At 70.3% G+C, this 26,071-nt stretch carries 21 protein-coding genes; 11 read left to right on the top strand and 10 right to left on the bottom strand.

Annotated features, from left to right (window positions below; genetic code table 11):
• Window positions 1-104: 104 nt before the first annotated feature.
• A complete protein-coding gene (locus tag OG966_RS05550; RefSeq protein WP_326648269.1) occupies window positions 105-1,814 on the bottom strand; it encodes a CocE/NonD family hydrolase in 1,710 nt (569 codons plus the stop codon).
• Between the two features lie 411 nt (window positions 1,815-2,225).
• Here OG966_RS05550 and OG966_RS05545 point away from each other — a divergent pair, with 411 nt between their 5' ends.
• The 3 genes from OG966_RS05545 to OG966_RS05535 all read left to right on the top strand — a co-directional run bounded on the left by OG966_RS05545 (window position 2,226) and on the right by OG966_RS05535 (window position 4,791).
• Window positions 2,226-3,350, top strand: coding sequence for a hypothetical protein (locus OG966_RS05545; protein ID WP_326648268.1), 1,125 nt, complete (start codon window positions 2,226-2,228; stop codon window positions 3,348-3,350).
• 150 nt (window positions 3,351-3,500) lie between these two features.
• The gene (locus tag OG966_RS05540; protein WP_326648267.1) at window positions 3,501-4,181 is read left to right on the top strand and encodes a class F sortase; all 681 of its coding nucleotides are present in this window, start codon (window positions 3,501-3,503) and stop codon (window positions 4,179-4,181) included.
• A 94-nt stretch (window positions 4,182-4,275) separates the two neighbouring features.
• Complete coding sequence (locus OG966_RS05535) at window positions 4,276-4,791, top strand: SixA phosphatase family protein (protein ID WP_326648266.1); 516 nt, start codon at window positions 4,276-4,278, stop codon at window positions 4,789-4,791.
• Window positions 4,792-4,829: 38 nt separating this feature from the next.
• Here OG966_RS05535 and OG966_RS05530 read toward each other — a convergent pair whose 3' ends face one another.
• On the bottom strand, window positions 4,830-5,291 hold the full coding sequence (locus tag OG966_RS05530) for a MarR family winged helix-turn-helix transcriptional regulator (RefSeq protein WP_326648265.1): 462 nt from the start codon (window positions 5,289-5,291) through the stop codon (window positions 4,830-4,832).
• 95 nt (window positions 5,292-5,386) lie between these two features.
• Here OG966_RS05530 and OG966_RS05525 point away from each other — a divergent pair, with 95 nt between their 5' ends.
• Window positions 5,387-6,226 carry an SDR family oxidoreductase gene (locus OG966_RS05525; RefSeq protein WP_326648264.1) on the top strand — a complete coding sequence of 280 codons (840 nt, stop codon included), beginning with the start codon at window positions 5,387-5,389 and terminating at the stop codon, window positions 6,224-6,226.
• Between the two features lie 36 nt (window positions 6,227-6,262).
• Here OG966_RS05525 and OG966_RS05520 read toward each other — a convergent pair whose 3' ends face one another.
• From OG966_RS05520 to OG966_RS05505, 4 genes are all read right to left on the bottom strand, one after another.
• The gene (locus OG966_RS05520; protein ID WP_326648261.1) at window positions 6,263-9,454 is read right to left on the bottom strand and encodes an acetyl-CoA carboxylase family protein; all 3,192 of its coding nucleotides are present in this window, start codon (window positions 9,452-9,454) and stop codon (window positions 6,263-6,265) included.
• A gap of 33 nt (window positions 9,455-9,487) precedes the next feature.
• Window positions 9,488-10,189 carry an HAD family hydrolase gene (locus OG966_RS05515; protein ID WP_326648260.1) on the bottom strand — a complete coding sequence of 234 codons (702 nt, stop codon included), beginning with the start codon at window positions 10,187-10,189 and terminating at the stop codon, window positions 9,488-9,490.
• A gap of 131 nt (window positions 10,190-10,320) precedes the next feature.
• Complete coding sequence (locus OG966_RS05510; RefSeq protein WP_326648259.1) at window positions 10,321-10,803, bottom strand: Lrp/AsnC family transcriptional regulator; 483 nt, start codon at window positions 10,801-10,803, stop codon at window positions 10,321-10,323.
• 120 nt (window positions 10,804-10,923) lie between these two features.
• Complete coding sequence (locus OG966_RS05505) at window positions 10,924-12,147, bottom strand: saccharopine dehydrogenase family protein (RefSeq protein WP_326648258.1); 1,224 nt, start codon at window positions 12,145-12,147, stop codon at window positions 10,924-10,926.
• Window positions 12,148-12,311: 164 nt separating this feature from the next.
• On the opposite strand from OG966_RS05505, the gene OG966_RS05500 reads away from it, so the two are divergent.
• Window positions 12,312-13,052: a TetR/AcrR family transcriptional regulator gene (locus OG966_RS05500; protein ID WP_326648257.1), complete on the top strand. Its 741-nt coding sequence runs from the start codon at window positions 12,312-12,314 to the stop codon at window positions 13,050-13,052.
• A 177-nt stretch (window positions 13,053-13,229) separates the two neighbouring features.
• Here the strand turns inward: OG966_RS05500 and OG966_RS05495 are convergent, their stop codons facing one another.
• Window positions 13,230-15,602, bottom strand: coding sequence for an ATP-binding protein (locus OG966_RS05495; RefSeq protein ID WP_406732891.1), 2,373 nt, complete (start codon window positions 15,600-15,602; stop codon window positions 13,230-13,232).
• A 183-nt stretch (window positions 15,603-15,785) separates the two neighbouring features.
• On the opposite strand from OG966_RS05495, the gene OG966_RS05490 reads away from it, so the two are divergent.
• From OG966_RS05490 to OG966_RS05465, 6 genes are all read left to right on the top strand, one after another.
• Window positions 15,786-17,933: an ATP-binding protein gene (locus OG966_RS05490; protein ID WP_326648255.1), complete on the top strand. Its 2,148-nt coding sequence runs from the start codon at window positions 15,786-15,788 to the stop codon at window positions 17,931-17,933.
• Between the two features lie 204 nt (window positions 17,934-18,137).
• Window positions 18,138-18,323 carry a DUF5999 family protein gene (locus tag OG966_RS05485; protein WP_326648254.1) on the top strand — a complete coding sequence of 62 codons (186 nt, stop codon included), beginning with the start codon at window positions 18,138-18,140 and terminating at the stop codon, window positions 18,321-18,323.
• A 149-nt stretch (window positions 18,324-18,472) separates the two neighbouring features.
• Entirely contained in the window at window positions 18,473-18,820 is a 348-nt protein-coding gene (locus OG966_RS05480) for an ATP-binding protein (RefSeq protein ID WP_406732894.1), read from the top strand.
• Between the two features lie 488 nt (window positions 18,821-19,308).
• Window positions 19,309-20,811, top strand: a complete 1,503-nt coding sequence (locus OG966_RS05475; RefSeq protein ID WP_326655092.1) for an FUSC family protein — start codon at window positions 19,309-19,311, stop codon at window positions 20,809-20,811.
• Between the two features lie 224 nt (window positions 20,812-21,035).
• On the top strand, window positions 21,036-22,187 hold the full coding sequence (locus OG966_RS05470; protein ID WP_326648252.1) for a nitric oxide synthase oxygenase: 1,152 nt from the start codon (window positions 21,036-21,038) through the stop codon (window positions 22,185-22,187).
• A 73-nt stretch (window positions 22,188-22,260) separates the two neighbouring features.
• The gene (locus OG966_RS05465) at window positions 22,261-23,310 is read left to right on the top strand and encodes a lactonase family protein (protein ID WP_326648251.1); all 1,050 of its coding nucleotides are present in this window, start codon (window positions 22,261-22,263) and stop codon (window positions 23,308-23,310) included.
• A 73-nt stretch (window positions 23,311-23,383) separates the two neighbouring features.
• On the opposite strand, the gene OG966_RS05460 is transcribed toward OG966_RS05465, so the two are convergent.
• From OG966_RS05460 to OG966_RS05450, 3 genes are all read right to left on the bottom strand, one after another.
• Window positions 23,384-24,304, bottom strand: coding sequence for a sirohydrochlorin chelatase (locus OG966_RS05460; protein ID WP_326648250.1), 921 nt, complete (start codon window positions 24,302-24,304; stop codon window positions 23,384-23,386).
• Between the two features lie 95 nt (window positions 24,305-24,399).
• Entirely contained in the window at window positions 24,400-25,392 is a 993-nt protein-coding gene (locus OG966_RS05455) for an N-acetylglucosamine kinase (protein ID WP_326648249.1), read from the bottom strand.
• Window positions 25,389-26,066, bottom strand: coding sequence for a uracil-DNA glycosylase (locus OG966_RS05450; RefSeq protein ID WP_326648248.1), 678 nt, complete (start codon window positions 26,064-26,066; stop codon window positions 25,389-25,391). The genes OG966_RS05455 and OG966_RS05450 overlap by 4 nt, the downstream gene beginning before the upstream one ends.
• Window positions 26,067-26,071 lie beyond the last annotated feature (5 nt).

Below are 26,071 nucleotides of genomic sequence, written 5' to 3'. Positions count from 1 at the left end.
CGGGGGGTTTCCCGGGCTCCCCTTGAGTTCTGGACACGGCTGATGCGGCTGGCGTCGGCGGCGAGTTCGGCTCGCGCGTCCTTCGCGGACTCATGCGTCGGCATTCAGCGCAGGGGCAGCAGGAGTTCGGACGGGTCGTTCTCCGGCGAGCCGAACGACACCTTGCTGAGGAGCGGTGTGCGACCGCCGTACAGCGGGTCCTTGGTATCGAGGACCAGAGCCAGCCCGTGCCCGGCGGGCAGGTCGTAGGCGGTGGCGAAGAGCGGGATGTCGAGGGGGAAGGCCCGCCCCGGCATCCTGCCGGACCAGCTCTGCGGTGCGTGGGAGATCAACTTCCCCACGCCGAGGGCGTTCACGTCGTAGAGGTAGCCGATCACCGTGCCCTCCGGCTCGGAGGCGGTGACGGTCGTGTGCAGCCTGACGGCTCCGCGGATGTGCTGTGTGGCTTCGTACGGTGCCGACTGCCATACGGCTCCGGACCAGCGGGGCAGCGACGGGACCACGACGACGGGAGGCAGCTTGACGACCTGGTCGAGCAGCCCTGACAGTTCGGTGATGCCGCCGTCGGCGCCCGAGTTAGTACCGCCGACGACCGGCGTCTGCCATCCCGTCCCGGCCGTGCCGCTGTTCCCGGGCGGGCCGCCGTCGAGGGCACCGGTGCCGAAGGCGTTCGCCCCGCCGAGCCGCAGCCGCTGGGTCCGGGAACTGATGGCCTGCCAGGAGGGATAGGTCTCGCGTGCGCCGCCGGGCCGCACTTCCAGCTCCACCGGCGGCCGAGCTGAGCCGCCGCTGCCTTTGAGGTGCTCGTCGAACCAGCTGAGCGCGCTCGCCCAGGTGGCGTTGTCCAGCCCGAGCAGTCCGGTGACCTCCTGCGTGGCATGGTCGCCGGGACGTAGCTCGATCCGCTTGGGACCGGTCAGCTTCTGATAAAAGGCAGTGATCTGGCTGGGGTTGAAGATGCTGTCACCCCATGCGCCGGCGAGGAAGACGGCCGTGCCGTTGGTGTTGATGCGGTCCACGTGTGCGCCCGGGGACCTGGTCTGCGCCCATCTGACGACGTCGGGGGCATTGCGGTCGGAGAAGAGGTTGGCAAGCATCCGCCGGAACTCGGCGCTCTCGCGGCCGACGGGTGCCCCTACGGCGGTGAGTGCGGCGGCGGCCTGCAGATGCCGCGTCTCGCCGCTGTACAGCGAGTCGACCAGGTCTCCCCAACCGCTCATCGCGGCCACCGCTTTGATCCGCGGATCGGCGGCGGCCCCCATCAGGGTCAGACCGCCGCCCAGGGAGAGACCGGTCATCCCGATCCGCCGCGGATCGGCCGGAGTCCGGGCGATGACCCAGTCGATGACCGACGAGATGTCCGCCACGTCCTTGGGCCCGGCAACGTCGACCTCGCCGCCGGAGAGCCAGAAGCCGCGGACGGTGTAAGTGACCACGAGATAGCCGCTCGCGGCGAGTTTCTTGCCCTGCAGGACGTACTCGAGGTCGTTCTGCCCCCAGCTGGCCGGCTGCACGATCACCGGGTAGCGGCCGTGCGCGTCGGCGCCGGGTGTGCCTGGGGCGGGGGTGAAGACGTTCGCCTTGAGGACGACACCGTCCTTCATCGGGATGTCGGTGAGGCGCAGGGAGGGTCCCGCCGTGGCGTGGGCTGCCGCGCGCTGCGGCCCCGGGTCCGCTGATGCCGGTGCCGTCCCCGCTGCCTGCGCTGCGGGTGCCGCGGCGACTGTTCCGACGAGGACGAGTGCCACCGCGACAGCGGCACTCACTGCCCCGGCCTTGGCGCGGTGTCCACCGTGGCGTTGTGTTCGTCTCACTCGTGCTCCATCTGGCTCGGACCGTCGTGCCAGGAGGCACTGCACCACCGGGGTGCGGTGATCGGATCGTAGAGGTGGAGAAGCAGCCGCGGTGAGATGATGATCAGCCAAATTACCCATGGGTAGAGGCGGGGCCCGAAACCGCGGCGGGGCCGGGAACAGAGCTGAAACTGAGGCGCAATCAGCTCATGAGGGAGCCGGTGATGGACGAAACCTCCACTCGGCGTGGCGTGCCGTCCAATGGGTGACTATCGGCTTTTTCTCACTCGAAGAGCGCACGGTGTAGCCCGAATGCAGCGCTCCCGGCTGGTGCGGGGGGGAAAAGAGGCTGACGGTGAATCAAGTCGCCCCTGCGATCCGGTGACCGATGAAGTGTCGGTCTTCGCAGCCGCGGCGAAAGGAATGTGTCCCATGCGCTCTGCCCGCACCCTATTCGCGTCAGCCGCTACCACTGCGGTCCTCATGATCTCCGTTCCCGCCGCGTTCGCCGTGACTTCGGCAGACGACTGGAACAAGGAAAGCGGCTCGTCCAGCAGCGACAGCCAAGAGAAGTCTGAGAAGGGTGACTCGGAGAAGTCTGAGAAGGGTGATTCCGAGAAGTCTGAGAAGGGTGATTCCGAGAAGTCTGAGAAGGGCGACTCGGAGAAGTCTGAGAAGGGTGATTCCGAGAAGTCTGAGAAGGGCGACTCGGAGAAGTCTGAGAAGGGTGATTCCGAGAAGTCCGAGAAGGGCGACTCGGAGAAGTCTGAGAAGGGTGATTCCGAGAAGTCCGAGAAGGGCGACTCGGACAAGTCCGAGAAGGGCGACTACGAGAAGTCCTGGAAGGGCGACCACGGCAAGGGCGACCACGGTAAGGGCGACCACGAGAAGTCCTACTCCGAGAAGCCGAGTGGCGGTGTCCACACCGGTGGTGGCGCGCTGGCCATGGCCCTGATTGATGACTCGGGCTCTGAGAAGGGTGACTCGGAGAAGTCTGAGAAGGGTGACTCGGAGAAGTCTGAGAAGGGTGATTCCGAGAAGTCCGAGAAGGGTGACTCGGAGAAGTCTGAGAAGGGTGACTCGGAGAAGTCTGAGAAGGGTGACTCGGAGAAGTCCGAGAAGGGTGACTCGGAGAAGTCCGAGAAGGGTGATTCCGAGAAGTCCGAGAAGGGCGACTCGGAGAAGTCCGAGAAGGGCGACTACGAGAAGTCCTGGAAGGGCGACCACGGCAAGGGCGACTACGGCAAGGGCGACTACGAGAAGTCCGGGAAGGGCGAGAAGCCGAACGGCGGTGTCCACACCGGTGGCGGCGCGCTGACCATGACCGTGGCCGATGACTGGGGCCAGGAGAAGGGCGACTACGAGAAGTCCGAGAAGGGCGGCCACGACAAGTCCGAGTGGAAGAAGGAGAAGCCGAACGGTGGCGTCCACGCCGGTGGCGGTGCTCTGGCCATGTCAGGCAGCAGCCTGGCTGCCGGCTCGGTACTGATGCTCATCGGTCTCGGCGCGGGGGCGTACCGGCTGCGCCGCACCGGGTCGGGCGTCACGGCGGCCTGATGGGGCCGAACCACTAGCCGTTCGTTTGCTGCCGCGGCCGCCGTCCCTCCCGGGCGGTGGCCGCGGCGATTGCCCTTTCCGCACCACAGAATGTTCCGTCGCCCGCCCACGCCTCACTGGCGCACCCCGTAACGCGAAAGGCCCGCTCGTATGGCCGCCCAGCAGCCGTCCGGTACCGCTCCCGCCCCCCGCCCTTTCGGCCGCGCCCTGATGTGGCCCGCTGCGGCGGTTGGGCTGGGTTTCCTCCTTGTGTACAACTCCTTCACCACCCCGGCAGAGGCCCCTCCGCCGGCCCGCGCTGTGGATTCCGCCCCCACCACACCCGGGGCCGCCGCCACGCCGGCCCCGCCGGCCGGTCTGGCGTTGTCCCGTTCCGCCCCGAAGCGGCTCGCGATCACGGAGATCGCCGTCGACGCGCCCTTCACGCCGTTGTCCATCGGTTCTTCCGGGCAGCTGAACGCACCACCGGGAGACGACAACAATCTGGTCGGCTGGTTCCAGGGGGGTCCCACACCTGGCGAGCGCGGCACATCAATCGTCGCGGGTCATGTCGACACCAAGACCGGTCCGGCTGTATTCGTGGAGCTCGGCTTGCTCAAGCCGGGAAGCACGGTCGATATCACCCGCGAAGACAACACCGTCGCCACGTTCAAGGTCGACTCCGTCGAGACCTTCAGCAAGGCGCACTTTCCCAATCAGCGGGTCTACGCCGACACGCCCTCCCCGCAGCTGCGTCTGATCACCTGCGGAGGCGAGTACGACAGGAAGGCGAAGGACTACACGGACAACGTCGTCGTGTTCGCCCACCTCGACTCCACCAAACGCGCATGAACCGATGCGCGGAAAACCGGGACCTCGGCCGCACAGCACGCGCAGCGGAAGGATACTGGGGGTCCGGCACGGATCGCCGACCGCGGGAGGCCTTGTGGCAGAACTACGTCGGCTGATCGTCCTGAGACACGCCAAGTCCGCCCGGCCGCCGGGGATGGAGGACTTCGACCGTCCGCTCGCCGAGCGTGGCCGCAGGGACGCCGCTGCTGCCGGTCGCTGGCTGAGGGATGCCCACTACATCCCGGACCTCGTGATCTGCTCTACCGCTGTCCGGGCCCGACAGACCTGGGAACTGGCCGCCGAGCACCTCGAAACCCAGCCATCAGCGCGCTACGAGGACCGCGTCTACGATGCGGACCTTCACGCGCTGCTCGGTGTCGTAGGTGAAACACCCATATCCGTAGGCACATTGCTGCTGGTCGGCCACAACCCGGGAATGGAGGAGCTGCTGCTGGCACTGGCCGCTGAGGCGCTCGGCGACGCCCTGGAACGTGCCCGCGAGAAGTTCCCCACCAGTGCCATCGCCGTTCTCACCTGGCGCGGCGACTGGTCCGAGCTCGCCCCCGGCACGGCTCTGCTCACCGACTTGGCAGTGCCTCGGGGGACTTGACCGGTACGGGGAGCCGTTGGTGACTCGGCGAACAGGTGTCAGTCGCCCTTGGCGGCCTTGAGCTTGTGCCACACCGTGCTGAGCGCTTCGAGGTCCTCCGTGTCGAGGAGGTCGGTGAAGACCGGTGCCAGGCAGGCGCGTCGCGTGGCGTCCGCCTCTTCGAAGAGCTGGTGACCGTCCGGCGTGAGGGCCACTTCGACGGAGCGCGCGTCACGTGGGGACGGGGTGCGGCTGACAAGACCGCGGCTCTGGAGGGCGTCGACGACCCGGGACACCTGGCTGCGGCTGAGCATGGTGCTGTTGCCGAGCACGGAGGCCGGAACAGGATCCGGGTTCGAGGCGAGCCAGAGCATCACCTCGAACCAGGAGACCGGCAGGTCGTGGGCCTTGCTCAGGGCGCGGTCCACGCGTTCGGTCAGGACAGTGCCGGCCCAGACCAGTCCGTAGAAGGCGTGGTCGGCCACGGGCATCTCTGCCTGGGTGAGCTTCCTGGTTGCCATGGGCAGATCCTACCTGTTGCGTGTGCACGCACAGAATGGTTATGGTGTGTGTACACGCACTGAACTGCTCAGTGTGATGGACGAAAGGCCGCACCATGTCTTCCAAGGTTGTTCTGATCACCGGCACCTCCTCGGGCATCGGCCTGGCCGCGGCCGTTGCCGCCGCGCGGGCCGGCTGGCAGACCGTCGCGACCCTGCGCGACACCGGCCGCGCCGACGCGCTGCGCAAGGCGGCCGCGGATGCCGGGGTCGAACTCGACATCCGCCGGCTCGACGTCACTGACGAGGCCTCTGTCGCCGCCGCGATCGAGGGCGTCATCAGTGACCACGGCCGCCTCGACGCCGTGATCAACAACGCGGGTGCCGGACACCTCGGCACGCTCGAGAACGAGACGGTTGCCGATGTGCGCAAGGTCATGGAGGTCAACTTCTTCGGCGTGCTCCATGTCTCCAAGGCGGCGCTGCCCCACCTGCGAGCCTCCGGTGGCCGTCTGATCACCGTCACCAGCGTCGGCGGGGTCGTCGGGCAGCCGTTCAATGAGGCCTACTGCGCCGCGAAGTTCGCCGTCGAGGGCTACATGGAGAGCCTGGCACCGGTGGCAGCCAAGCTCGGTGTGACCGTCTCCGTCGTCGAACCCGGCGCTGTGGCCACCGAGTTCGTCAGCAACATCGGTGTCGACCCGGAGGCCGCGATTGCCGCGGCCGGTCCGTACGCCGATGCGATGCGGGCCTACGTGGACCGCACCATCTCGCAGTTCCTCAGCGGTGCGCAGACTCCGGCCGAGGCTGCCGATTCGGTACTCGAGGCGCTGACGGCGGACCGGCCCGCGTTCCGTATCCAGACATCGGACTGGGCCCGCGGCTTCACCGGCATCAAGCTCACCGACCTGGACGGTTCGGCGGTGCTCGGCCTCACCGGCGGCTGGGTCGGCTGATCCTGCCCGGCGGACGCCGACGCCTCGGCGGCGTGGCTACCAGGTATCGACGTACGGCCGCCGCGCCGCGCCGTCCGACTCGGGCGACCAGGCGTCCAGCGCTGCCAGGATCCAGCGCCGCGAGTCCGCCGGGTCGATCACCGCGTCGATCTCCAGCGCGGCCGCCGCGTTGACCGCCTTGCCGTGCTCGTACAGCTCCGCGACGCGCGCGTCGAAGGCCCGCCGGCGCTCCTCGGGATCCTCGATCGAGGCCAGCTCGTTGCGGTAACCGAGGCGCACCGCACCCTCCAGGCCCATGCCGCCGAGCTCGCCGCTCGGCCAGGCGGCGGTGGCCAGCGGGGCCCGTGTCGAGCCGCCCATCATGGCCATCGCGCCGAGTCCGTACGCCTTCCGCAGGATCAGGCAGACCAGCGGTACGCCGAGATGGGCGCCCGTCACGAAGAGCCGGGAGAAGTGGCGTACGGTCGCGGTCCGTTCCGCGTCGGAACCGACCATGAATCCGGGCGTATCGCAGAGTGAGACGACCGGCAGGCCGTGAGCGTCGCACAGCTGCAGAAAGCGGGCGGCCTTGTCGGCGGCGTCGCTGTCGATCGCGCCGCCCAGCTGCCCTGGGTTGTTGGCGATCAGGCCCATCGGACGACCCTCGATCCGTACCAGCGCGGTGATCACGCCGGTCCCGAAACCGCGGCGCAGCTCCAGCACCGATCCGGTGTCGGCGAGGCCCTGGACGGCCGCCCGGATGTCGTATGCCCGGCGCCGGTTCTCGGGCACGGCATGCCGCAGCGCGCGCGGATCGGGGGAGTCCCAACTGCCTTGCGGACCCTGGAAGTACGAGAGGTACCGGCGCGCCACCCGCACAGCATCCGCCTCGTCGGCGACCGCGATGTCCACCACGCCGTTCGGCACCTGGACGGAGAGCGGACCGACCTCCTCGGGCCGCTGCACTCCGAGCCCGCCGCCCTCGATCATCGCCGGGCCACCCATGCCGATCGTCGCCTCGGGCGTCGCGATCACCACATCGCAGCAACCGAGCAGCGCCGCATTGCCCGCGAAACAGCGCCCGGACGCGATCCCGATCAGCGGCACCAGACCACTGAGCCGTCCCATCTGGTGAAACGTCATGAGATCCAGCCCTGCGACAGCTGTGGTGTCCGTATCGCCGGGCCGCCCGCCGCCGCCCTCCGCGAAGAGCACCACGGGGAGCCGCCGCCGCTCGGCGAGCTGCAGCATCCGGTCGGTCTTGCGGTGGTTCTGGTGCCCCTGAGTGCCGGCGAGCACCGTGTAGTCGTACGACATCGCCACGCACGGAGTTCCCTCGACCGTCCCGGTGCCGGTGACCATGCCGTCGGCGGGCGTGGAGACGATCAGGTCCTCCAGCGAGCGGCGGCGGCGCTGGGCGGCGATGGCGAGCGCCCCGAACTCGGTGAAGCTGCCCGGGTCGCAGAGTGCGTCGATGTTCTCCCGGGCCGTGCGGCGGCCGATCCGATGCCGTTTGGCGACCGCGTCGGGACGGTTCTCGTCCAGGCCGACCGCATGGCGGCGCAGCGACTCGGCGAGATCCGGGCGTACGAGGTCGAGGTCGACGCCCACATCGAGGGGCCCGTCATCGGCAGGTTCGTCCCCCGCCGGGTCGAGCAGCACCACCGCCTGTCCCTCTGTCACCGTGTCGCCCACCGCCGTCGGTACGGACCGTACGGTCCCGGCCGTGGTCGCCCTGAGGACATGCTCCATCTTCATCGCCTCGAGGACGAGCAGTTGCTGCCCGGCCCGCACTGTGTCTCCCGGTGCGACATCGACCGCCACGACGGTGCCGCTCATCGGTGCCTCGGCGGTACTCGCATCGGCGTCCACCGCGCCCGGGAGGTCCGAGAGCTTTTCGAGGAAGCCGGTGTCCGTGCCGCCCGCGGCGAACTCCGGGTCCGTAAGTACCGCCCGGAGCAGCGGAATCCCGGTTCTGACGCCCTCGATCCCGAACTCGCCGAGCGCCCGGGCGGTCCGCTCGCACGCCGCCGCGAAACCGGCGCCGGCCGGCACCCGGGCGATCACCTTCGCGAGGAGAGGGTCGTACCGGGTGCCCGTCGTCAGCCCCGCACGCGTCGCCGTGTCCACCCGTACGCCGGGGCCTGTCGGTACCTCGAACCGGCTCACAGTCCCGGGTTCCTCGGCGTACACCCGGGCCTGCACGGCAAAACCGCGGGGTGGCGGAGGCTCGGTGAGACCGAGCGACTCCAGCGTCTCGCCCTGAGCCAGACGCAGTTGTACGGAGACCAGATCCACGCCCGTCACCTCCTCGGTGACGGTGTGTTCCACCTGGAGCCGCGGATTGGCCTCGATGAAATGGAACTCCTCACCGGCGACGAGGAATTCGAAAGTCGTGAGCCCGGTCACGCCCGCCTCGCGCGCCATCCGCAGCGCGGCGCCCAGCAGCCGGTCCCGCAACTGCGCGGGCAGCGCGGGCGCCGGAGCGATCTCGATCAGCTTCTGGTGGCGGCGCTGGGCGCTGCAGTCCCGCTCCCACAGATGGGTCACCGACCCGGTGGTGTCGCCGAGGATCTGCACCTCGACATGACGGGCACCCTCCAGCAGCCGCTCGACGTACAACTCGCCCCGCCCGAAGGACTGCAGAGCCTCCGACCGGCAGCGTTCCCAGGCTTCCGCAAGATCGCCGAGGGCATGCACGGCCCGCATACCGCGCCCGCCGCCTCCGCCCACGGCCTTCACCATCACCGCCCCGCCGGGACCCAGCCCCGCGAGGAACTCCCGCGCCTCCTCCGGACCCGTCGCCCCGTGCGTCCCCGCGAGCACCGGCACACCGACCCGCTCGGCGAGGACCCGCGCCCGCCCCTTGTCGCCGAAGAGCGCCAGCACCTCGGGCGACGGCCCCACAAAGCCGATTCCCGCCTCCGCGCAGCCCGTGGCGAAACCGGCGTCCTCGCTGAGGAAGCCGTATCCGGGGTGCAGCAGGCCGCACCGGGCCCGCCGCGCCGCCGCCAGCACCGCCCCGCCGTCCAGATACGCGGCAGGTCCCGACCCCGGCAACGGCACCGCCTCGTCGGCCAGTTGGACATGCTGTGATCCCGCATCGTCCTCCGCGTACACGGCCGCGGTCCGCATTCCGGCCTCGGCGGCGGCGCGCAGCACCCGTACGGCGATCTCTCCGCGATTGGCGACGAGTACGGCGGCAGAACCCATGAGTTCCTCCAGAAAGGGCGGCGCCGCCATGCTCATCGGCCGATTCCGCCTGCGCAAGGCCCCCGACGTTCAAGATCGGACAGAGGGAGCCTGCGGAACGAGCCAGTCGTACGCGGCCTGCGCCGTGAACTCGCTCTGGCCGCCCGTGAAGAGCAGCCCCGCGGCCTGGAACGCCGGGTCTCCGGCCGTCGCCGGGACGTAGGGGACGGCGATGCAGCGCATACCCGCGGCGTGTGCCGCCGCCGCGCCCGGCGCGGCGTCCTCCAGCACCACGCAGTCGGCGGGACCGGCGTCGAGACGGCGCGCGGCCTCGATGAAGACGTCGGGCTCGGGCTTGCCCTGCGCGACCTCCTCGGCCGAGACGACGGTGCGGATGAACGCGTCGAGACCCGTACCCGCGAGCACCGCCTCGATGGCGGCACGGGAGGAGCCGGATGCCACCGCCATCGGCACTCCGTCCGTGTGGAGCCGCCGCACGAACTTCCACATCTCCGGGAAAACGTCCGTCGAGGCGCGCGCCAGCTCCAGATAGTGGCGGTTCTTCGCGGCGAGCAGCTCCTCGACCGGCACCTCGATCCCGTACTCCCCGCGCAGGATCTCCAGCGTCTCCCGCGTCCCGATCCCGATGAACCGGGTGTGATGCTCCCAGCTGAAGTCCGCCACGCCGTGCTGGGCCAGCAGCCGGCGCCCCGCTTCGTAGTAGTTCGGCTCGCTGTCCACCAGTGTTCCGTCGAGATCGAAGATGACCGAAGTGGTGCGCGAAGTGCTCATGGTCCCCAGCATGCCAAGACGCGGTTCGACCGCGCCAAGGCGGTGCTCAAACCGTGCCAAGGCGGTGCTCATCCGTGTCAGGACCGTGCCGACGTGGAAAGGCTTGGAGCTCACCCGGGCGATGACGGTGCTCAGCGTGACGTACCGGCGGCCCGGCCCACCGACTCGACCAGCGGCAGCAGCCGGTACGGAACGCGCTCGCGCAGTGCCATCTCGGTCCGCGTACGCACCACGCCCGGCAGCTGGATCAGCCGCTGGATGACGTCCTCGAGATGCCCGTTGTCCCGCGCGGCGACGCGCGTCAGCAGATCACCGCTGCCGGTGATCGAGAACGCCTCGATGATCTCGGGCACGGCCGCGAGCGCGTCGCCGACCTCGTCCAGATGCCCCTGCGTGACCTCGATATGAACGAAGGCCAGCACTGGGTGCCCAAGGGCGGCGGGGGAGAGGTGCGGGCCCGTGCCGGTGATCACGCCGTCCCGCTCCAGCCGGTCGATCCTGGCCTGCAGGGTGCCGCGCGCGATGCCGAGGATCCGGGCGTACTCACGCACGCTGGTGCGCGGCTGCTCGATCAGCAGCCGCAGGATGCGCGTGTCGAGTCTGTCCACCGCCATGGCCCGTTGGCCTCCCTCCGGCCCGAGCTCCTGCCCTGGACTGTGCCAACTGCCCAGTCTATCGCGATCGAGTTGAGCCACTGGGTGCGGTAATGCCATGCACCGCGGGGAGAGGGCGAGTCACTGCTCGCGCATGCCCCAGGGCGAGCCGTACGCGGTCAGCAGGTCCAGGAAGGGTCGTGCGGGGAGGGCTTCGGGGCCGAGGACGCCGCTGCCGGACCAGGTGCCTGCGGCGATGAGTTCCAGCGCCACGACGGGGTTGATCGCCGTCTGCCACACGACGGCCTGGCAGCCGTACTCGCGCATGGACCACTGGTTGTCGACCACGTGGTACAGGTAGACCTCGCGCGGGCGGCCGTCCTTGGTGCCCTTGACCCAGGTGCCCGCGCAGGTCTTGCCGTGCATGCGTTCCCCGAGGGCTGCCGGGTCCGGCAGGCAGGCGGCGACCACGTCCCGCGGCGAGACGTGGACCGTGCCCGAACCGTCCGCCGAGGGCACCGGCACCGGATCGGTGCGGTCGAGACCCAGCAGGTGCAGCGTCTGCAGCGTACGGATGAAGTCCTCGCCGAGGCCGTACTTGAAGGTGACGCGTCCCGCCTCCACCCAGCGTGGCACCAGCAGGACCTCTTCGTGCTCGACGTTGACGCACTCGACGGGTCCGATCCCCTCGGGGAAGTCGAAGACCTCGGGTTCGCTGAAGGGTGCGGTCGTGAACCAGCCGCGGTCGGCCTCGTAGACGACGGGCGCGTTGAGGCATTCCTCGATGGTGGTCCAGATGCTGAACGAGGGCGCGAAGTCGTAGCCGTCGACGGTGAGGTTCGCTCCGTCGCGGATACCGACCTCCTCGATCTCGTCGAAGAGTTCCTCGGCGGCGTGGCGGGCGAAGACGTCGGACATTCCTGGCTCGACACCGATGCCGACCAGGGCGAGCAGTCCGGCCTTCTCCCAGTCCGCTGCCCGCTCGAACTGGGCGTCGCCGAGCTTGACGCCGCACAGTTCGTAGGGGCGCTCCGGGTGCGGGCGGGACAGCGACATCGCCATGTCCAGGTAGTGCGCCCCGGCGGCCAGGGCCGCCCGGAACAGCGGCATCACGAAGCGGGGATCGGTGGCATTGAGCAGGACGTCGCAGCGCTGCTCCTGCAGCAGCGCTGTGACGGCCCCCTCATCGCTCGCGTCGATCCGTTCGGCGCTGAAGCGACCGTCCGGCTCCAGGGCCGCGACGGCGGCCTGGGCGCGGGACAGGTCGTAGTCGGCGACGACCACGTTGTCGAAGAACGACCGGCGGGCCGCGATCCGGGTGATGGCGGTACCGACGCCGCCGGCTCCCACGAGAAGAACACGCATGGCCAAACTCCGTTTCCCAGGCACGGTGCGCGGGCGGCCTGCTGGCGCCGATTGTGGACGCGCCGCCCGTCGGATCCGATCCAACGCGCCCGCTGTTGTTAACGTCAACCGTGTTGGCATAAGCTGGCGTCCGGGTCATGACGACGGTGGTGGAGGAGTGTTCCGTGCCCAAGCCTGTGGTGCCGGAAGAGGCCCGGAGGCGGCGACGTCCCACGAAGAACGGTGCGGTCCTCTCGGAGCGGCTGATCGTGGAGACCGCGCTGCGCATGCTGCGGGAGCACGGGAGCGCGGGCCTGACCGTCCGCCGTCTCGGTACCGCCCTGGGGGCGGACCCGAGCACGCTGTACCGGTACTTCAGCGGCATCGACGACCTGACGCTGGCCATCGGAAACATGCTCGTCGGACGTGCCCTGGCGTGCTGGGAGGGCACCGGTGACTGGCGTGCCGACCTGCGGGACCTGGGGCTGCGCATCCATGCCGCGTATCTCGAACATCCCCAGGCGGCAGTGCTGACCGCCAGCCGCGTGACCGGCAAGGGTTATGAAGTCGCGGCTGACGAGACGATCCTGGGGCTACTGCGCACAGCCGGCTTCCCGGACTCCGAGGCGGTCCGGATCTATCACGCGTTCATCGACCAGAGCCTGGCATTCGCCGCGCTCGACGCGGCTTCGCTGGCACTGCCGGCGGCGGCACGCACGGCGGACGAGGAGGTCTGGCGGGCCACGTACGCCCGGCTGCCCGCCGCGACCCATCCGCACATCGCGGCGACCGCGCACCTGCTGGTCGCCCGGATGAATCACAGTGCGTATCCCACCGCGCTGGAGATGCTGCTGGACAGCGCATCAACCCGGCTCGCCGAAGTACGACGCGGGGACGGAGGCGGGAGCAGCGGCGGGAGCGGCTGAGCCCACGGCGCGGAGTCCACGGTGGCGCGAGATCGTCGAGGCGCTCACCTCGCGTGGTTCTAAGGGTAGTTGGCGCGGAGCCGGTTCACTGCGGTCGGCGGATCACCTCGCGGTCGGCGGTTCGCTGTGCAGTCGTCGGTTCGGGTGCCGTCGTCGGTTCGCGGTGCCGTCGGCGGGTCACGGCCCGCCGTCGGGGGAGGGCTCGTCCCCCTCGGCCCGGCGGTAGTGCTCGAAGACCCAGACAGCCACCTGGGCACGGGAGGTGAAGCCGAGTTTGCTCAGTATGTGCTCGACATGGCCCTCCGCCGTGCGCCGGGCGATCACCAGCGTGGCCGCGATCTCCTTGTTGCTCAGCCCACGCGCGACCAGATGGGCGATCTCGGTCTCCCGCCGGGTGAGCGGTGACGGCTGCTCATCCTCGCCGCCCGGGTCCACAACCAGGTGCTCCTCGAGCGCGTAGCCGAGCGCCTCGCCGTAAGGGAGCCCGGAACCCTTCCTGACGGCAGCGCGGAAGGCCGCGGCACCGAGGGCCCTGCTGGTGCGCGACTCGCATTCGTCGTGGTACTTGACGAGGTGCCCGTACCCGGACAGCGGAGCGCCGACCGCGTGCCAGACGGTCTGCAGGACGCCCAGGAGCCGAGCGGCGCGCTCGTAGTGCTCCTCCGTGGCGGCGATCCAGGCCAGTACCTCGAGGCTGACGCCGACCCCCAGCGGATCGTCGAGCGAACGGTTGAAGGCCAGACTCTCCTTCTCCAGCTCGGCGGCGCGGCGTGTGGAGCCCTGGCGCCAGACCTCGATGCCGAGCGCCATCGTCGTGTAAGCCCTGTGCCAGCCCTCTCCGTAGGCGTCGCACAACCGCAGAGACTCCTCCCCGAAGGAGATGGCGCCCGGCGAGTCACCGAGGAACGAGTGGACCAGGGAGAGCCGGATCAGTGCCAGCGCGAGTCCCACGGGGTCGTTGACGGCCCGGTGCCTGGCCACTGCCTCCCCGTAGAGCCCGATCGCGGATTCGGCGTCTCCCCGATACATGGCGATCATGCCGGAGTACAGCGCGGTGTAGGCGAGTACGGATTCGTCTGCCAGCTGTTTCCCCAGCCTTCCGCTCTCCTCGAGCATTGCCGCCGCCGCGGCGGTCTCGGACTGGATGACGGCCAGCCAGCTGTTGGTCCACAGCGCCCGGGCCCGGGCCCTGCTCGGTTCGGTGCAGACGGCGAGCCCCTCGTCCAGCCAGCGCCGTCCCTCACCGAGGTAGTAACTGGTGATCCAGTGATAGAGCAGGTCAGAGGCCATGTCCGTGCCGGCCTCGGCCTCCCCGGGTTCGGCGAAGCAGTACTCCAGGGCAGCGCGCAGATTGTTGTGCTCCACGTGGAGCCGCGAGAACCAGGCCACCTGCGAAGGACCGAACAGCTCGGCATGAGCTTCGCGTGCCAGCCGCCGGTAGTGGTCGCGGTGGAGCCGTTGCAGATGTGCCGTCTCCCCGGCCGCGACGAGCTGCTCCCTGCCGTACTGCCGCAGTGTGTCCAGCAGCCGGTAGCGCACCGTCGAGTGGGGCTCCTCTCTGAGAAGCACGGACTTGTCGACGAGTCCGGTCACCACGTCGAGGACCTCTTCGCGGCTGATGCTGTCGCCGGAGCACACCTCCTCCGCCGCCTCCAGATCGAACCCGCCGGTGAATACCGAGGCGCGAGCCCAGAGGAGCCGCTCCTGATCGGTGCACAGAACGTAACTCCAGTCGATCAGCGCCCGCAGCGTCTGGTGGCGCGGGAGCACCGCACGGGAACCGGCGGTGAGCAGCTGGAACCGGTCGTCCAGCCGCTCCAGCAGCTGCTGTACGGAAAGCGCCCGCAGCCGGACGACGGCGAGCTCGATTCCCAGGGGGATGCCGTCCAGCTGCCGGCAGATCCGTTCAACCGCTTCACGGTTTGCCTCGGTGACGGAGAACCCGGGCAGGACCGCGCCCGCCCTCTCGATGAACAGCCGTACGGCGTCGCACCGGGCCAGGGACTTGGTGGACAGCCGGGGTTTCTCGGTGCTCGGCAGGTCCAGCGTCGGCACGGCCAGGGTGTGCTCGTAGTGGAGGCCCAGCACATGCCGGCTGGTGGCCAGGATCTTCAGGCCGGGACTGGAGTGCAGCAGGGAGTCGGCGAGCACCGCGCACTGCGGCAGCAGGTGCTCGCAGTTGTCGAGGATCACCAGGATGCGCTTGTCCCGGAGGTGGTCGGTGAGGATGTCGAGTGGCGGCCGGGAGGAATGGTCACGGATCTCCAGCGCTTCGGCGACGGTCTGGGCCAGCAGCCCGGAATTCTCCAGTCCCGCGAGTTCGACGAGCCACACGCCGTCCGGAAACGCCGAGCGGACCTCGGCTGCGACATGTGACGCCAGCCGCGTCTTGCCGACTCCCCCCACACCGGTGAGCGTCACCAGACGCGATCCGGACAGTCTCCTGCGGACCTCGGCCACCTCGCGCCGACGTCCCACGAAGCTCGTCACCTCGGCGGGCAGCCTGCCGTCCTGCCGACGTGCCGAGACGCTTGGTGTCACGACAGCCATCGATTCCTCGGACCGGTCCGATCCACGGAGTACAGGCCGTCCGCGAACCGTGCCGACACCATCCAGCCTATTCCTCCGCGCTCCGGAGATCGCCACTGCGCTCCGCCTCCTCCCCGCCCGGAGAGGAGGGCCCGGAGAGGAGAGGTATCCGGCTCCTCCTACCGCAGGTGCAACGATGGTGTTATGTCCGCCTATGGTGCCAATGGCGCCGGTCCTGACTTTCCGAGGAGCGCCTCTTTCGGCGGCGAGTCCTCGCTGATCGGCCGCCGACAGCAGCTCGCCGAGGTCAAACGCACGCTGCGGCACTCCCGTCTGGTGACCCTCACGGGTGTGGGCGGTGTGGGAAAGACCAAGCTGGCGACGGGAGTTGCCGACGAGGTGCGAAGGGCGTTCCCGGACGGCGTTTGGCTGGTCGAGCTCGGCGCGCTGGAGGACGAAGGGCTGCTGCCGCAGACTGTCGCGACCGGGCTCGGACTGCGGGACCAGTCGGCACGGCACCCCTCGGACCTGCTCTGCGACCACCTGCGTGACGCTCGTTCCCTGATAGTCCTGGACAACTGCGAGCACATCCTGGACGGCTGCGCGGCGCTCACCGACCGCCTGCTGCGCAGGGCTCCCGGGCTGCGCGTGCTGGCCACCAGCCGTCAGCCCCTGGGCGTGTACGGCGAGTCCGTCCTCTCGGTGCCCGCACTGGCCGTGCCGGAACCCCGTCGAGCGCTCCGCCCCGAGGCGGCCGCACACTATGCGGCGGTCAGACTGTTCCAGCGGCGGGCGGCGCAGGCGTCGCCGGGGTTCACCCTCGGCCCGGAAAACCTGGAGACGGTCGTCCGGCTCTGCAGGCGTCTGGACGGCATCCCGCTCGCCATCGAACTGGCCGCGGCGCAACTGAGGACCCTCACGCCCCAGGAGATCCTCCGGCGGCTGGACGAGCGCCTCGATGTGTCCCCGAAGCGCTCCACGGCGGACCCGGCCCGCCATGAGACCTTGCGCGCGTCGATCGACTGGAGCTTCGATCTGTGCTCCCCGGGTGAGCAGCGGGTGTGGGCGCGCGCGTCGGTCTTCGCCGGGAGCTGCGGGCTGGAGGCGGTCGAAGCGGTCTGCTCGGGTGACGGCATTCCCGAGGAGCGCATCTTCGACCTGGTGGCGGGGTTGGTCGACAAATCGGTCCTCATTCGGGAGGAGCAGGGCGCCCAGGTGCGCTACCGACTGCTGGAAACGATCCGGCAGTACGGCGCGGAGCGCCTGGCCGAGGCCGGGGAGAAGACGGCCCTGCAGCGGCGCCACCGGGACTGGTACCACCGGCTGGCGGACCGCGCGGAGGCGGAGTGGCTCAGTCCGCGTCAGGAGACCTGGCTCGCCCGGCTGCAGAGCGAGCACGCCAACCTCCGTACCGCCCTCGAGTTCTGCCTCAGCGAGCCCGGTCAGGCACAGGCGGGGCTGGAGATCGCCGCGTCGCTGTGGTTCCACTGGCTGTGCAGCGGATTCCTCAGTGAGGGGCGCCACTGGCTCGGCAGGGCACTGGCGCTCGCGCCCGAGGACTCGGTGGCCCGTGGCAAGGCGCTGTGGGTGGACGGCTGGCTGTCGGTGCTCCGGGGCGACACGTCCTCCGCGCTGCCGCAGCTGGAGGAGTGCCGTGCCCTCGCGCTCCGGCTCGGCGATGAAGCCACCCTGGTCCACGCCGAGCAGTTCCTGGGCGGCTGCCTGCTCTACGACGGCGACTTCCGCCAGGCGATCGACCTCCTGGAAAAGGCCGTGGCAGGTCACCGGGCGGCCGGCGACCGCAACGGCTTGATGACCGCCCTGTATCAGCTCACCGTGGCCTGCGCCCTGTCCGGCGATCTTCGTGCCGCGGATTTCGGGCAGGACTGCCTGGACCTGTGCAACGAGGCACACGCGCCCTGGTCCCGCTCCTACGCCCTGTGGGCGCTCGGCCTCCACCTCTTGCGCCGGGGCGAGCCACGCCACGCGGCGGAACTCCTCCGGGACGCCCTGAACACCCGCCGGGTCGTGGGGGACGGGTGGGGCATCGCCCTGTGCCTGGAGGCGCTGGCCTGGGCAGCCGCCTCGGCCGACGAGGCGGAACGCGGTGCCCGGCTGCTGGGCGCGGCGGACGTCGTCTGGCGTTCCATAGGGATCTCGCGATCGGGGTTCCGGTATCTGGCCGACGGACACGAGAAGACCGAAATCCGCTTGCGCGGCGAGCTCGGCGAGCGCAGATACGCCGCGGCAGTCCGGCGCGGAGCGAGGCTGGGACGCGACGGGGCGGCGGAATGGGCGCTGTACGGCTCCCCGGCCCCATGGCCCCCCAGGGAGGCGGTGGCCGGCTGGTGAAGGGGGCTGGAACGCGGGTTCCGCGGCAGCGCGCGCCCACGCTGAGCCATTCCGTGGTCACCCCGAGAAGCGTTCCGGGCCCACTTCGGGTGGTTCAGGTATCCGATCCGGGGATTTATCCCCTCCCTGCACGCGTGTCGTCGGCACATGATGGTCGGGTCTGTGAGACCGCCCCAGCCGGACGGAGAATTGAAGGTCCGAGCAATGTGCCAGCACCAGCCACCATGTCCATCCTCAACTGCGACCGACCATGATGCCGCGCGCCTCGTGGCCTATCACCCCGAGCAGGGCTGGGGCCTCCTCTGCAATGGCGTCACGGTGTTCGAGGACATGGGTGAGTTGCTTCCCGACGACAGGTCCATGGAGGCCGTGGAGGGCAGTGCGGCATGAATCCGTTCATCGATCGCATGCCCCACATCGCGCCTGTCCCGAAGCAGCCGGCGGGGCACGACGCTCCCTCGGACGAGAGCCCATGTGACGCTCCCCCGGACGAGAACCCATGTGAAAAGTCCTGGTTCCTGCCCCCCGAACCGTCCGCGGTGTCTCAAGCAAGCCGGATCGTTCGCGCCCAGCTGGCTCAGTGGGCGCTCCATGAGCAGATCGACGACACGGAGCTGCTCGTCACCGAGCTGGTCACCAACGCCTTGCACCACGCAGCGGGGCCGGTCCGGCTGACGTTCCGCCGGCCCTCCCGGCACGGCGGGATACGTTGCGAGATCGAGGACGCGAACCTCGTAGGACCCCTGGGGCGCCAGTCCCGCGAGCACGACGAGGAGGGGCGCGGATTGCACCTTCTGACCCTGCTGTCCCGCTGCTGGGGCAGCCACCGGACAAGCGAAGGGAAGGTGGTGTGGTTCGAGCTGCATACCCGTGTCGGCTCCGCATAGCGGGCCGGGCCTTACGACGGAAGGAGGACCCGTCGACGACGCGAAAAGACGCAAACGCAAACAGCCTGATGGCCATCGAAATGGGCCCAGGGTCCGGGAGACGAGCTCCATCGCAGCCTCTCGCCCCTGGGCCTCACGATCGCTCTCCCCAAGCGGCCTGCCGCCTTCTGCTCACCCGCGACGGGGCGCTGACGCTCCCTCGGCAGCCACGGTATGCGGGTGCCGAGTGTGTCCACCGTCACGGTCCGTTGGCCTCTTCTGGTTCGGGTTTCCTGCCCTCGACTGTGCCAATGGACCAGCCCAATGAGACCGAGTTGAGCCACTGTGGGCAGTGATGCTTTCCTCTGCGGAGAGATGGCGCTGCGCAGCGCCGGAACGGCGACGGAGCCGGACCGGACCCGCGGCGCCTTTGCCATGTCTGAAGTGGGTGCGTGAACAGCAACGGGGGCGGGACGACCATCGTGAAGACCATGACCGGGGTGCAGCGGATGTTTGTGGCCCCGGATCCCGGGCGCGTGCGACTGCGTGTCTCGACGCGCGCCGTACTCGGCGTCGCCCTCGCGGTCGCCGTCGCCGAACTGGCCGGGCTCTCCCTGATCGCCTCCATCACCGGCGGCCTCGCCGCGTTGCTCGCGCTCTTCACCCTCGGCGACCCGACCGTGCGCCGCCAAGCCGTCACCACCGCCCTGCTGCCCGCCGTCGGCTTCCCCGTCCTCGCGCTCGCGACCACCCTGCACGAACTGCCGCTGCTGCGCGCCGCCGCATGGCTGAGCGTCGTTTTCTGCGCCGTCTACGCCAGGCGCTGGGGCCCGCGCGGGCAGGCGCTGGGCATCTTCGCGTTCATGATGTTCTTCGTCACCCAGTTCCTGCACGCGGGCCCGGCGCAGCTGCCGGAGCTGTACGGGGCGGTGGCGCTGGCCCTGACCGCCTCCTCGGCCGTCCGCTTCGGCCTGTGGTGCATCGAGCGGCGCACGCCGCCGCCGGCGGCGCCCGCGCCGCTCCCCGGCCGCGGACTCGCCCGCCCCACCACCCGGCTCGCCTTCCAGGCGACGTTCGCCTGCGGCGTCGCGATCGCCGCGGGGCTGCTGATCTCCCCGGACCGCTGGTACTGGGCCGTCGGCACCGCCTGGTGGATCTTCGTCAACACCGCGTCGCGCGGCGAGACGCTGGTCCGTGGCTTCCGCCGAGTCGTCGGCACCGTAACCGGCATTGCCGCGGGACTCCTGATCGCGATCCCGGTCGCGGGCATGCCCGCGCCGACGGCCGCCCTGGTCGCGGTGTGCGTCTTCGGCATCTTCTACACGGCGACGCCCTCGTACAGCTGGATGATGTTCTTCGTTACCGTCATGGCCGGTCTGCTGTACGGACTGCTGGGTGTCCTGCACCCGGGGCTGCTGATCCTGCGCTTCGAGGAGACGGCGGTGGGCGCGCTCGGTGCCGCCCTCGGTGTCGCGTTGATTCTGCCCGTCACCACCCATGCCGCGACCGACGCCTGGATCCGGCGCGCACTGCACTGTGTCCACGGCTGCACCACCGCGGCCGCGCTCCGACTGGCCGGGGACGAGAAGGCCGATCCGGCGCCGCTCGCCGCCGAACTGGAGCTGCTGCTCGGCCGGGTACGGCTCACTCTCGCCCCGCTCGTCCATCCCCTCAGTCCGCTGCGCGCCCGTAAGACGCGCGCCCGCCAGGTGATCGCGCTGCTCGACGACTGCGCCCGTGAAGTGCGTGGCCTCGCCGCCGTCGCCGCCGACCCGGACGCCTCCCACGACGCCCGGCTGGCCGCCGCCTGCCGACGCGTCGATGCCGCCGTACACGCGCTGGTGCCGCCCGCCACCCGGCAGGCCGAGGCTCCCGTCGACTCCCTGCCGGCCCCGCAGCGCAACCGCGGGGCCGAGGCCGCCCTCACGCACCTGCAGGGGCTGGAGCGGGCGCTCGTAGAGCTCGATGCGCCCCTGCGTACCTCTCCGCGCGCCGCACTCGTACCTGCCTGACCTGCGCATTGAGGCAAAGTTGCGAAATGAGGCAATTTCACCTGGCACACACAGGGTGGATCAGTCTGTTCAAAGGGTAACCAGAGCGGCATCCACGAACGTCCCCTCCAGGACCGGGGGTACGCGCCATGCGAAAGTTTCTGCTCAGAGCCCTGCGCCGGACCGGCGCACGGGTGTCAGCGCACGAATGGGCAAATGCTCCGGCGCCGGAAGCCCGCTGCCCGATGGGCCACTCGGAGCCGCAGACCGCCGGCCTGCCCGCCACCCGCGGTGAGCTGGCAGAAGAGGCGGAGGAGTTCATCCGGCTGCACCATCGCGAGGAGCCGTCGGCAGGTGACCCGGCCGCCCGGATCGCCGCCGTACACGCGGAGATCGAGGCGACCGGCACCTACCGTCATACCCGGGCCGAACTCGTCCACGGAGCACGTGTCGCCTGGCGCAACAGCAACCGTTGCATCGGCCGGCTCTACTGGCGCTCCCTGCGCATACGCGACCGCCGACACATCGACGACGCCGACTCCGTGGCGCGCGAGGCGGCCGAACATCTGCGAGAAGCCAACAACGGCGGCCGGATCCGCCCGCTCATCACCGTCTTCGCCCCGGACGCGCCGGACCGTCCGGGACCGCGGATCTGGAACGAGCAGCTCGTACGGTACGCGGGTTACGCCAGTGAGCACGGGCCCGCAGTCGGCGACCCGCGCAACGCGGGGATCACCGAGCTCGCCCTCCGGCTCGGCTGGCCGGGCGGCCCGGGCACAGACTTCGATCTGCTGCCGCTGGTGATCGAGGACGGGGACGGCAAACCGCGCTGGTTCGAGCTGCCGCGCGACGCCGTACTCGAGGTGGAGCTGCGCCACCCGGAGCAGAGCTGGTACGCGGGGCTCGGCCTGCGCTGGCACGCCGTACCCGCGATCGCAAACATGTGTCTGGAGATCGGCGGGATCTGCTACCCCGCCGCCCCCTTCAACGGCTGGTACATGGGCACCGAGATCGGCGCCCGCAACCTCGCCGACACCGACCGCTACGACCTGCTGCCGCGTATCGCCGAGCAGTTGGGCCTGGACACGACGAACGACCGCTCGCTCTGGAAGGACCGCGCACTGGTCGAGCTGAACCGAGCGGTCCTGCACTCCTTCGATCTCGCGGGAGTCACCGTCACCGACCACCACACCGAGTCGCGCCGCTTCCTCACGCACCTCGACCGTGAGCAGAGCCGGGGCCGGAGCGTGGGCGCGGACTGGGCGTGGATCGTGCCGCCGATCTCGGGCTCCGCGACACCCGTCTTCCACCGGACGTACGACCCGACCCAGTGGCGTCCCGCCTATGTCCACCATCCCGAGGCGACCGCGCGGGCCCGCGGCGAGCGGAGCGCGTAGACGGAGTTGGTCTAGACCGCCTGCTACCGTCGGCCGGGCAGCAGGCGAATCAGTGGCGGAGAGGGGAAACGCTGTGGGCGACAAGAGCGCCGGACGGGCATTCATCGGGTCGTTCACCTCGGCCGGAGGCCGCGGGATCATCGCAGCCACCGTGGACGGGGAAACCGGGGCCCTGACGGAGACGGGGGCGAGCGACGCGGTCGCGGACCCGTCGTATCTCGCCCTGGCGATCGGGTCCGGCGGCACGGTCCTCTACGCCGTCTCCGAGACGGCCGAGGGCGCGGTGGGGGCGTTCGAGGTGGACGGGCCGTCGCCGCTACCGATCGGCGGGCGCGTACCGGTGTGCGGCGCGGGACCCACACATCTCGCGATCGCCTCGGGCCATCTGGTGACCGCCAACTACGGTTCCGGCAGCGTCAGCGTGCTCCCGGTCGGGGCCGACGGCGCACCGGTCGCCGCCAGTGGCGTACTGCAGCACGAAGGCGCAGGACCGCACCCCGACCGGCAACGCGGACCGCACGCGCACCAGGTACTGCCCGATCCGACCGGGCGCTGGGTGCTCAGCGTCGACCTCGGTACCGACTCCGTGCGGATATGCGCACTGGACCCCGAGACGGGCGAACTGACACAGCACGGCGAGACCGCGCTGCGCCCCGGCACAGGACCGCGCCATCTCGCCTTCCACCCCGATGGTGGCCACGCCTATGTACTGAACGAGCTCGAGCCGACCCTCATCGTCTGCCGCTGGGACGCGGACTCGGGCGTCCTCGAACCGGTCGCCGAGACAGCGGTGCTGCCGGACGGCGCGGCCCGGCCCAGCTACCCGTCCGGGGTGGTCGTCTCGCACGACGGCCGCCATCTCTGGGCGGCCAACCGCGGCCACGACAGCATCGGCGTCCTCGCGCTCGACACGACGCACGAGAAGGCGGAGCTGGTCACGACGGTGCCGTGCGGCGGGCACTGGCCGCGCGACCTGGCCCTGGACCCCACGGGACGCAGGCTGTACGCCGCCAATGAGCGCTCCGGAGACGTCACCTGGTTCGACATCGACCCGGGGACGGGCATTCCGCGCAGGTCGGGCTCCCTCGACGTCCCCGCCGCCTCCTGCGTGATCTTCGCCTGACCGCCCGGGCACTGCGCAAGGGCCCGCACCCCTCGCGTGGTGCGGGCCCTTCTGCGTACATGCGGCAGAGCCGTCAGAGACTCGGCGAGCCCTGAGGCTGCGGCGCGATACCCAACGCCGTCGCGTACTGCGAAAGCACCAGCTTTCCGATTGCCGGGTAGGGCCCGAGCGCCTCGGCGGCGGCACAGCCCGCCTCCTTCACGGCCGAATCGAGCAGGCCATCGGGCAGCTCTGGGCCCACGAGGTACGGCGCCAGGGCGAGCTGCACCGAGCCGGAGCCGCGCAGCTGCTCGGCGACCGCGCCGACCGCGCCCTCCTGGTCGAGCGCGGCGGCCATCACCGGCACCGCGAGACGCGCCGCCAGCAGCATGCCGGTGATCCCGGCGGCCTGGACGGCCTCCTCGCCGCCGACCGTGGCCAGGATGATGCCGTCGGCCGCCGTGGCCACGGTGAACAGCCGGGCGCGGTCGGCACGCGCCAGACCGGCTTCCGAGAGCCTGACGTGCAGGGCTTCGGCGAGCAGCGGGTGCGGGCCGAGGACATCGGTCAGCTCGGCGCTCGCGCGGCTGTCCATGACGGCCTGGCGGATCCGGCGCATCAGGACGTTGTCGGGGCCGGCGAGGAGGGGCACCACAACGGCGGCAGGGCCCTCGGGCGCGGCCACTTCACGGCCGGCGGCCTGCGCGATTTCGTACCGCTCGGTGCGCCGGGCCGCGGTGTGCGCGAGGACGACTTCCAGCGTGGGGTACTCGGCGTTGTCCCCGTCGAGATAACCGATGCCGACCTCGAGGCCCGGCAGCTCGGAGCGAGCGATGCTTATGACCTCTTCGGCCAGGCTGCGCGTGGCGGGCACGGGAGCGCCGGGCACGGCGAGCACGAGCGCGGGCGCGCCCTCAGGAGCCGCTACGGGCTCCGGGCGGCGGTGCCGCCCGGTCTGGCGGGGTCGCGGCATTCGTACAGGCAGGCCGGATGCAGGCCCAGTGGGGGAGCTCATGGCGCCGCATGCTACTGGTTTTGGGGGTGCGACTGTTCGGGGAGGGGGCGGTCAAGTGTCATCTGTCCGCATTTATCCGATGAATGCAGTACGCCTCAGCTGTCCTGCTCTGTCGGTACGTGCAGCAGATCCGGATGACGCGGCAGCCGCAGCGAACCGGTGGCAAGCGCGGACGCGATGACCAACGAGCCGGTGAGTGGATCGCCGGCCGCGGATACCGGCCGTGCGTACGGCAGTTGTCCGGCAAGCTCCGCCCTCAGCGGTACGAGAAGAGGAGCACCCATCCTGAACAGCCCACCGGTGAGAGCGACTTCGCACCCCTCGGGCACATCGGTGGCGGGCGGGCAGACGGCCGCGGCCGACTCGGCGATATGCCGGGCGGCCGCCGCGAGGATGCCCGCCGACACCTCGTCGCCGTCCGAGGCGCACCTGCCGACCTCCGGCGCGAAGGAGGCGAGCACCGCGGGCCGGTCGGAGCGCGGGTACAGCATTCCCGGCAGCTCCCGCGCCGGACCGAACACCGACTCCATCCTGGCCAGCAGGGCCGCGGAACCACCACGTCGGCCGTCATGGACGCGCAGCGCGGCCTCCAGCCCGGCCCGGCCGATCCACGCGCCGCCGCCGCAGTCGCCCAGCAGATGACCCCAGCCGTCGGCCCGGCGCCAGTCCGACAGGTCCGTGCCCAGCGCGATCATGCCGGTGCCCGCCGCGACGACCGCCCCGGGACGCTGGCCGAGCGCACCTGCGTACGCCGTGACCGCGTCGGCCGCGAGCGCGAGGCGCCGTACACCCAGCGACTCGGCCAGCGCCGCGGGGACTTCGGCGCGCAGCCGGTCGCCGAGCGTCGCCATCCCGGCCGCGCCGACAGCGACCGCGGACACGGTGCCGCCACCGGCCCGGTCGAGCAGGGCGCGCGCCATCGGCAGCAGCTGGTCCAGCAGATGCTTCGCGTCGATACCCGCGGCGCCGGTGCGCACCGGCTCGCGCGACACCTCGGTCTCGGCCTTCCCCGGGTTCCCGGCCTCCGCCAGCGCGACACGTAGCCCGGAACCGCCGGAGTCGACTCCGAGCACCCGGCTCACGCTCACGGAAGCTGCCAGTCCACCGGCTGCGCCCCCTGGCGTTGCAGGAGATCATTGGTCCGGCTGAATGGACGCGATCCGAAGAAGCCGCGGTCCGCGGACATCGGGGAGGGATGCGAGGACTCGATCGCCGGAAGGTCGCCGAGCAGCGGACGCAGATTGCGGGCGTCACGCCCCCACAGTACGGACACCAGGGGCTTGCCGCGTGCGGCGAGGGCCCGGATGGCCTGCTCGGTCACCTCCTCCCAGCCCTTGCCGCGGTGCGCGGCGGGCTTACGGGGCGCGGTGGTGAGTGCCCGGTTCAGCAGCAGCACTCCCTGCCGGGTCCACGGTGTGAGATCCCCGTTGGCGGGACGGGGATGCCCCAGGTCCGCGTGCATCTCCCGGAAGATGTTGTCCAGACTGCCGGGCACCGGCCGCACCTCGGGCGCCACCGAGAAGCTCAGCCCCACGGCATGCCCGGGCGTGGGGTACGGATCCTGACCCACGATCAGGACACGTACCTCGTCGAAGGGCTGCTGGAAGGCGCGCAGCACGTTCGGTCCGGCCGGCAAGTAGGTGCGTCCCGCGGCGATCTCCGCGCGCAGGAAGTCGCCCATCGCGGCGATGCGTTCAGCCACGGGAGCGAGCGCATCGGCCCACCCGGGCTCTACAGTTTCTTTCAAGGGTCGTGCTGCCACGGGGC

Origin of the sequence: Streptomyces sp. NBC_01750 (assembly GCF_035918095.1) — a bacterium.
GTDB lineage: Bacteria > Actinomycetota > Actinomycetes > Streptomycetales > Streptomycetaceae > Streptomyces.
Note: the sequence above shows the minus strand (reverse complement) of the source record. Positions and strands in the feature narration are given on the sequence as shown.

What these genes read in the sequence shown, in the direction of transcription:
- OG966_RS05545 (WP_326648268.1), top strand. Translation starts at nt 2,226, where the DNA reads ATGCGCTCTGCCCGCACCCTATTCGCGTCAGCCGCTACCACTGCGGTC.
- OG966_RS05540 (WP_326648267.1), top strand. Translation starts at nt 3,501, where the DNA reads ATGGCCGCCCAGCAGCCGTCCGGTACCGCTCCCGCCCCCCGCCCTTTC.
- OG966_RS05530 (WP_326648265.1), bottom strand. Translation starts at nt 5,291, where the DNA reads ATGGCAACCAGGAAGCTCACCCAGGCAGAGATGCCCGTGGCCGACCAC.
- OG966_RS05525 (WP_326648264.1), top strand. Translation starts at nt 5,387, where the DNA reads ATGTCTTCCAAGGTTGTTCTGATCACCGGCACCTCCTCGGGCATCGGC.
- OG966_RS05520 (WP_326648261.1), bottom strand. Translation starts at nt 9,454, where the DNA reads ATGAGCATGGCGGCGCCGCCCTTTCTGGAGGAACTCATGGGTTCTGCC.
- OG966_RS05515 (WP_326648260.1), bottom strand. Translation starts at nt 10,189, where the DNA reads ATGAGCACTTCGCGCACCACTTCGGTCATCTTCGATCTCGACGGAACA.
- OG966_RS05510 (WP_326648259.1), bottom strand. Translation starts at nt 10,803, where the DNA reads ATGGCGGTGGACAGACTCGACACGCGCATCCTGCGGCTGCTGATCGAG.
- OG966_RS05505 (WP_326648258.1), bottom strand. Translation starts at nt 12,147, where the DNA reads ATGCGTGTTCTTCTCGTGGGAGCCGGCGGCGTCGGTACCGCCATCACC.
- OG966_RS05495 (WP_406732891.1), bottom strand. Translation starts at nt 15,602, where the DNA reads ATGGCTGTCGTGACACCAAGCGTCTCGGCACGTCGGCAGGACGGCAGG.
- OG966_RS05490 (WP_326648255.1), top strand. Translation starts at nt 15,786, where the DNA reads ATGTCCGCCTATGGTGCCAATGGCGCCGGTCCTGACTTTCCGAGGAGC.
- OG966_RS05485 (WP_326648254.1), top strand. Translation starts at nt 18,138, where the DNA reads ATGTGCCAGCACCAGCCACCATGTCCATCCTCAACTGCGACCGACCAT.
- OG966_RS05475 (WP_326655092.1), top strand. Translation starts at nt 19,309, where the DNA reads ATGTTTGTGGCCCCGGATCCCGGGCGCGTGCGACTGCGTGTCTCGACG.
- OG966_RS05470 (WP_326648252.1), top strand. Translation starts at nt 21,036, where the DNA reads ATGGGCCACTCGGAGCCGCAGACCGCCGGCCTGCCCGCCACCCGCGGT.
- OG966_RS05460 (WP_326648250.1), bottom strand. Translation starts at nt 24,304, where the DNA reads ATGAGCTCCCCCACTGGGCCTGCATCCGGCCTGCCTGTACGAATGCCG.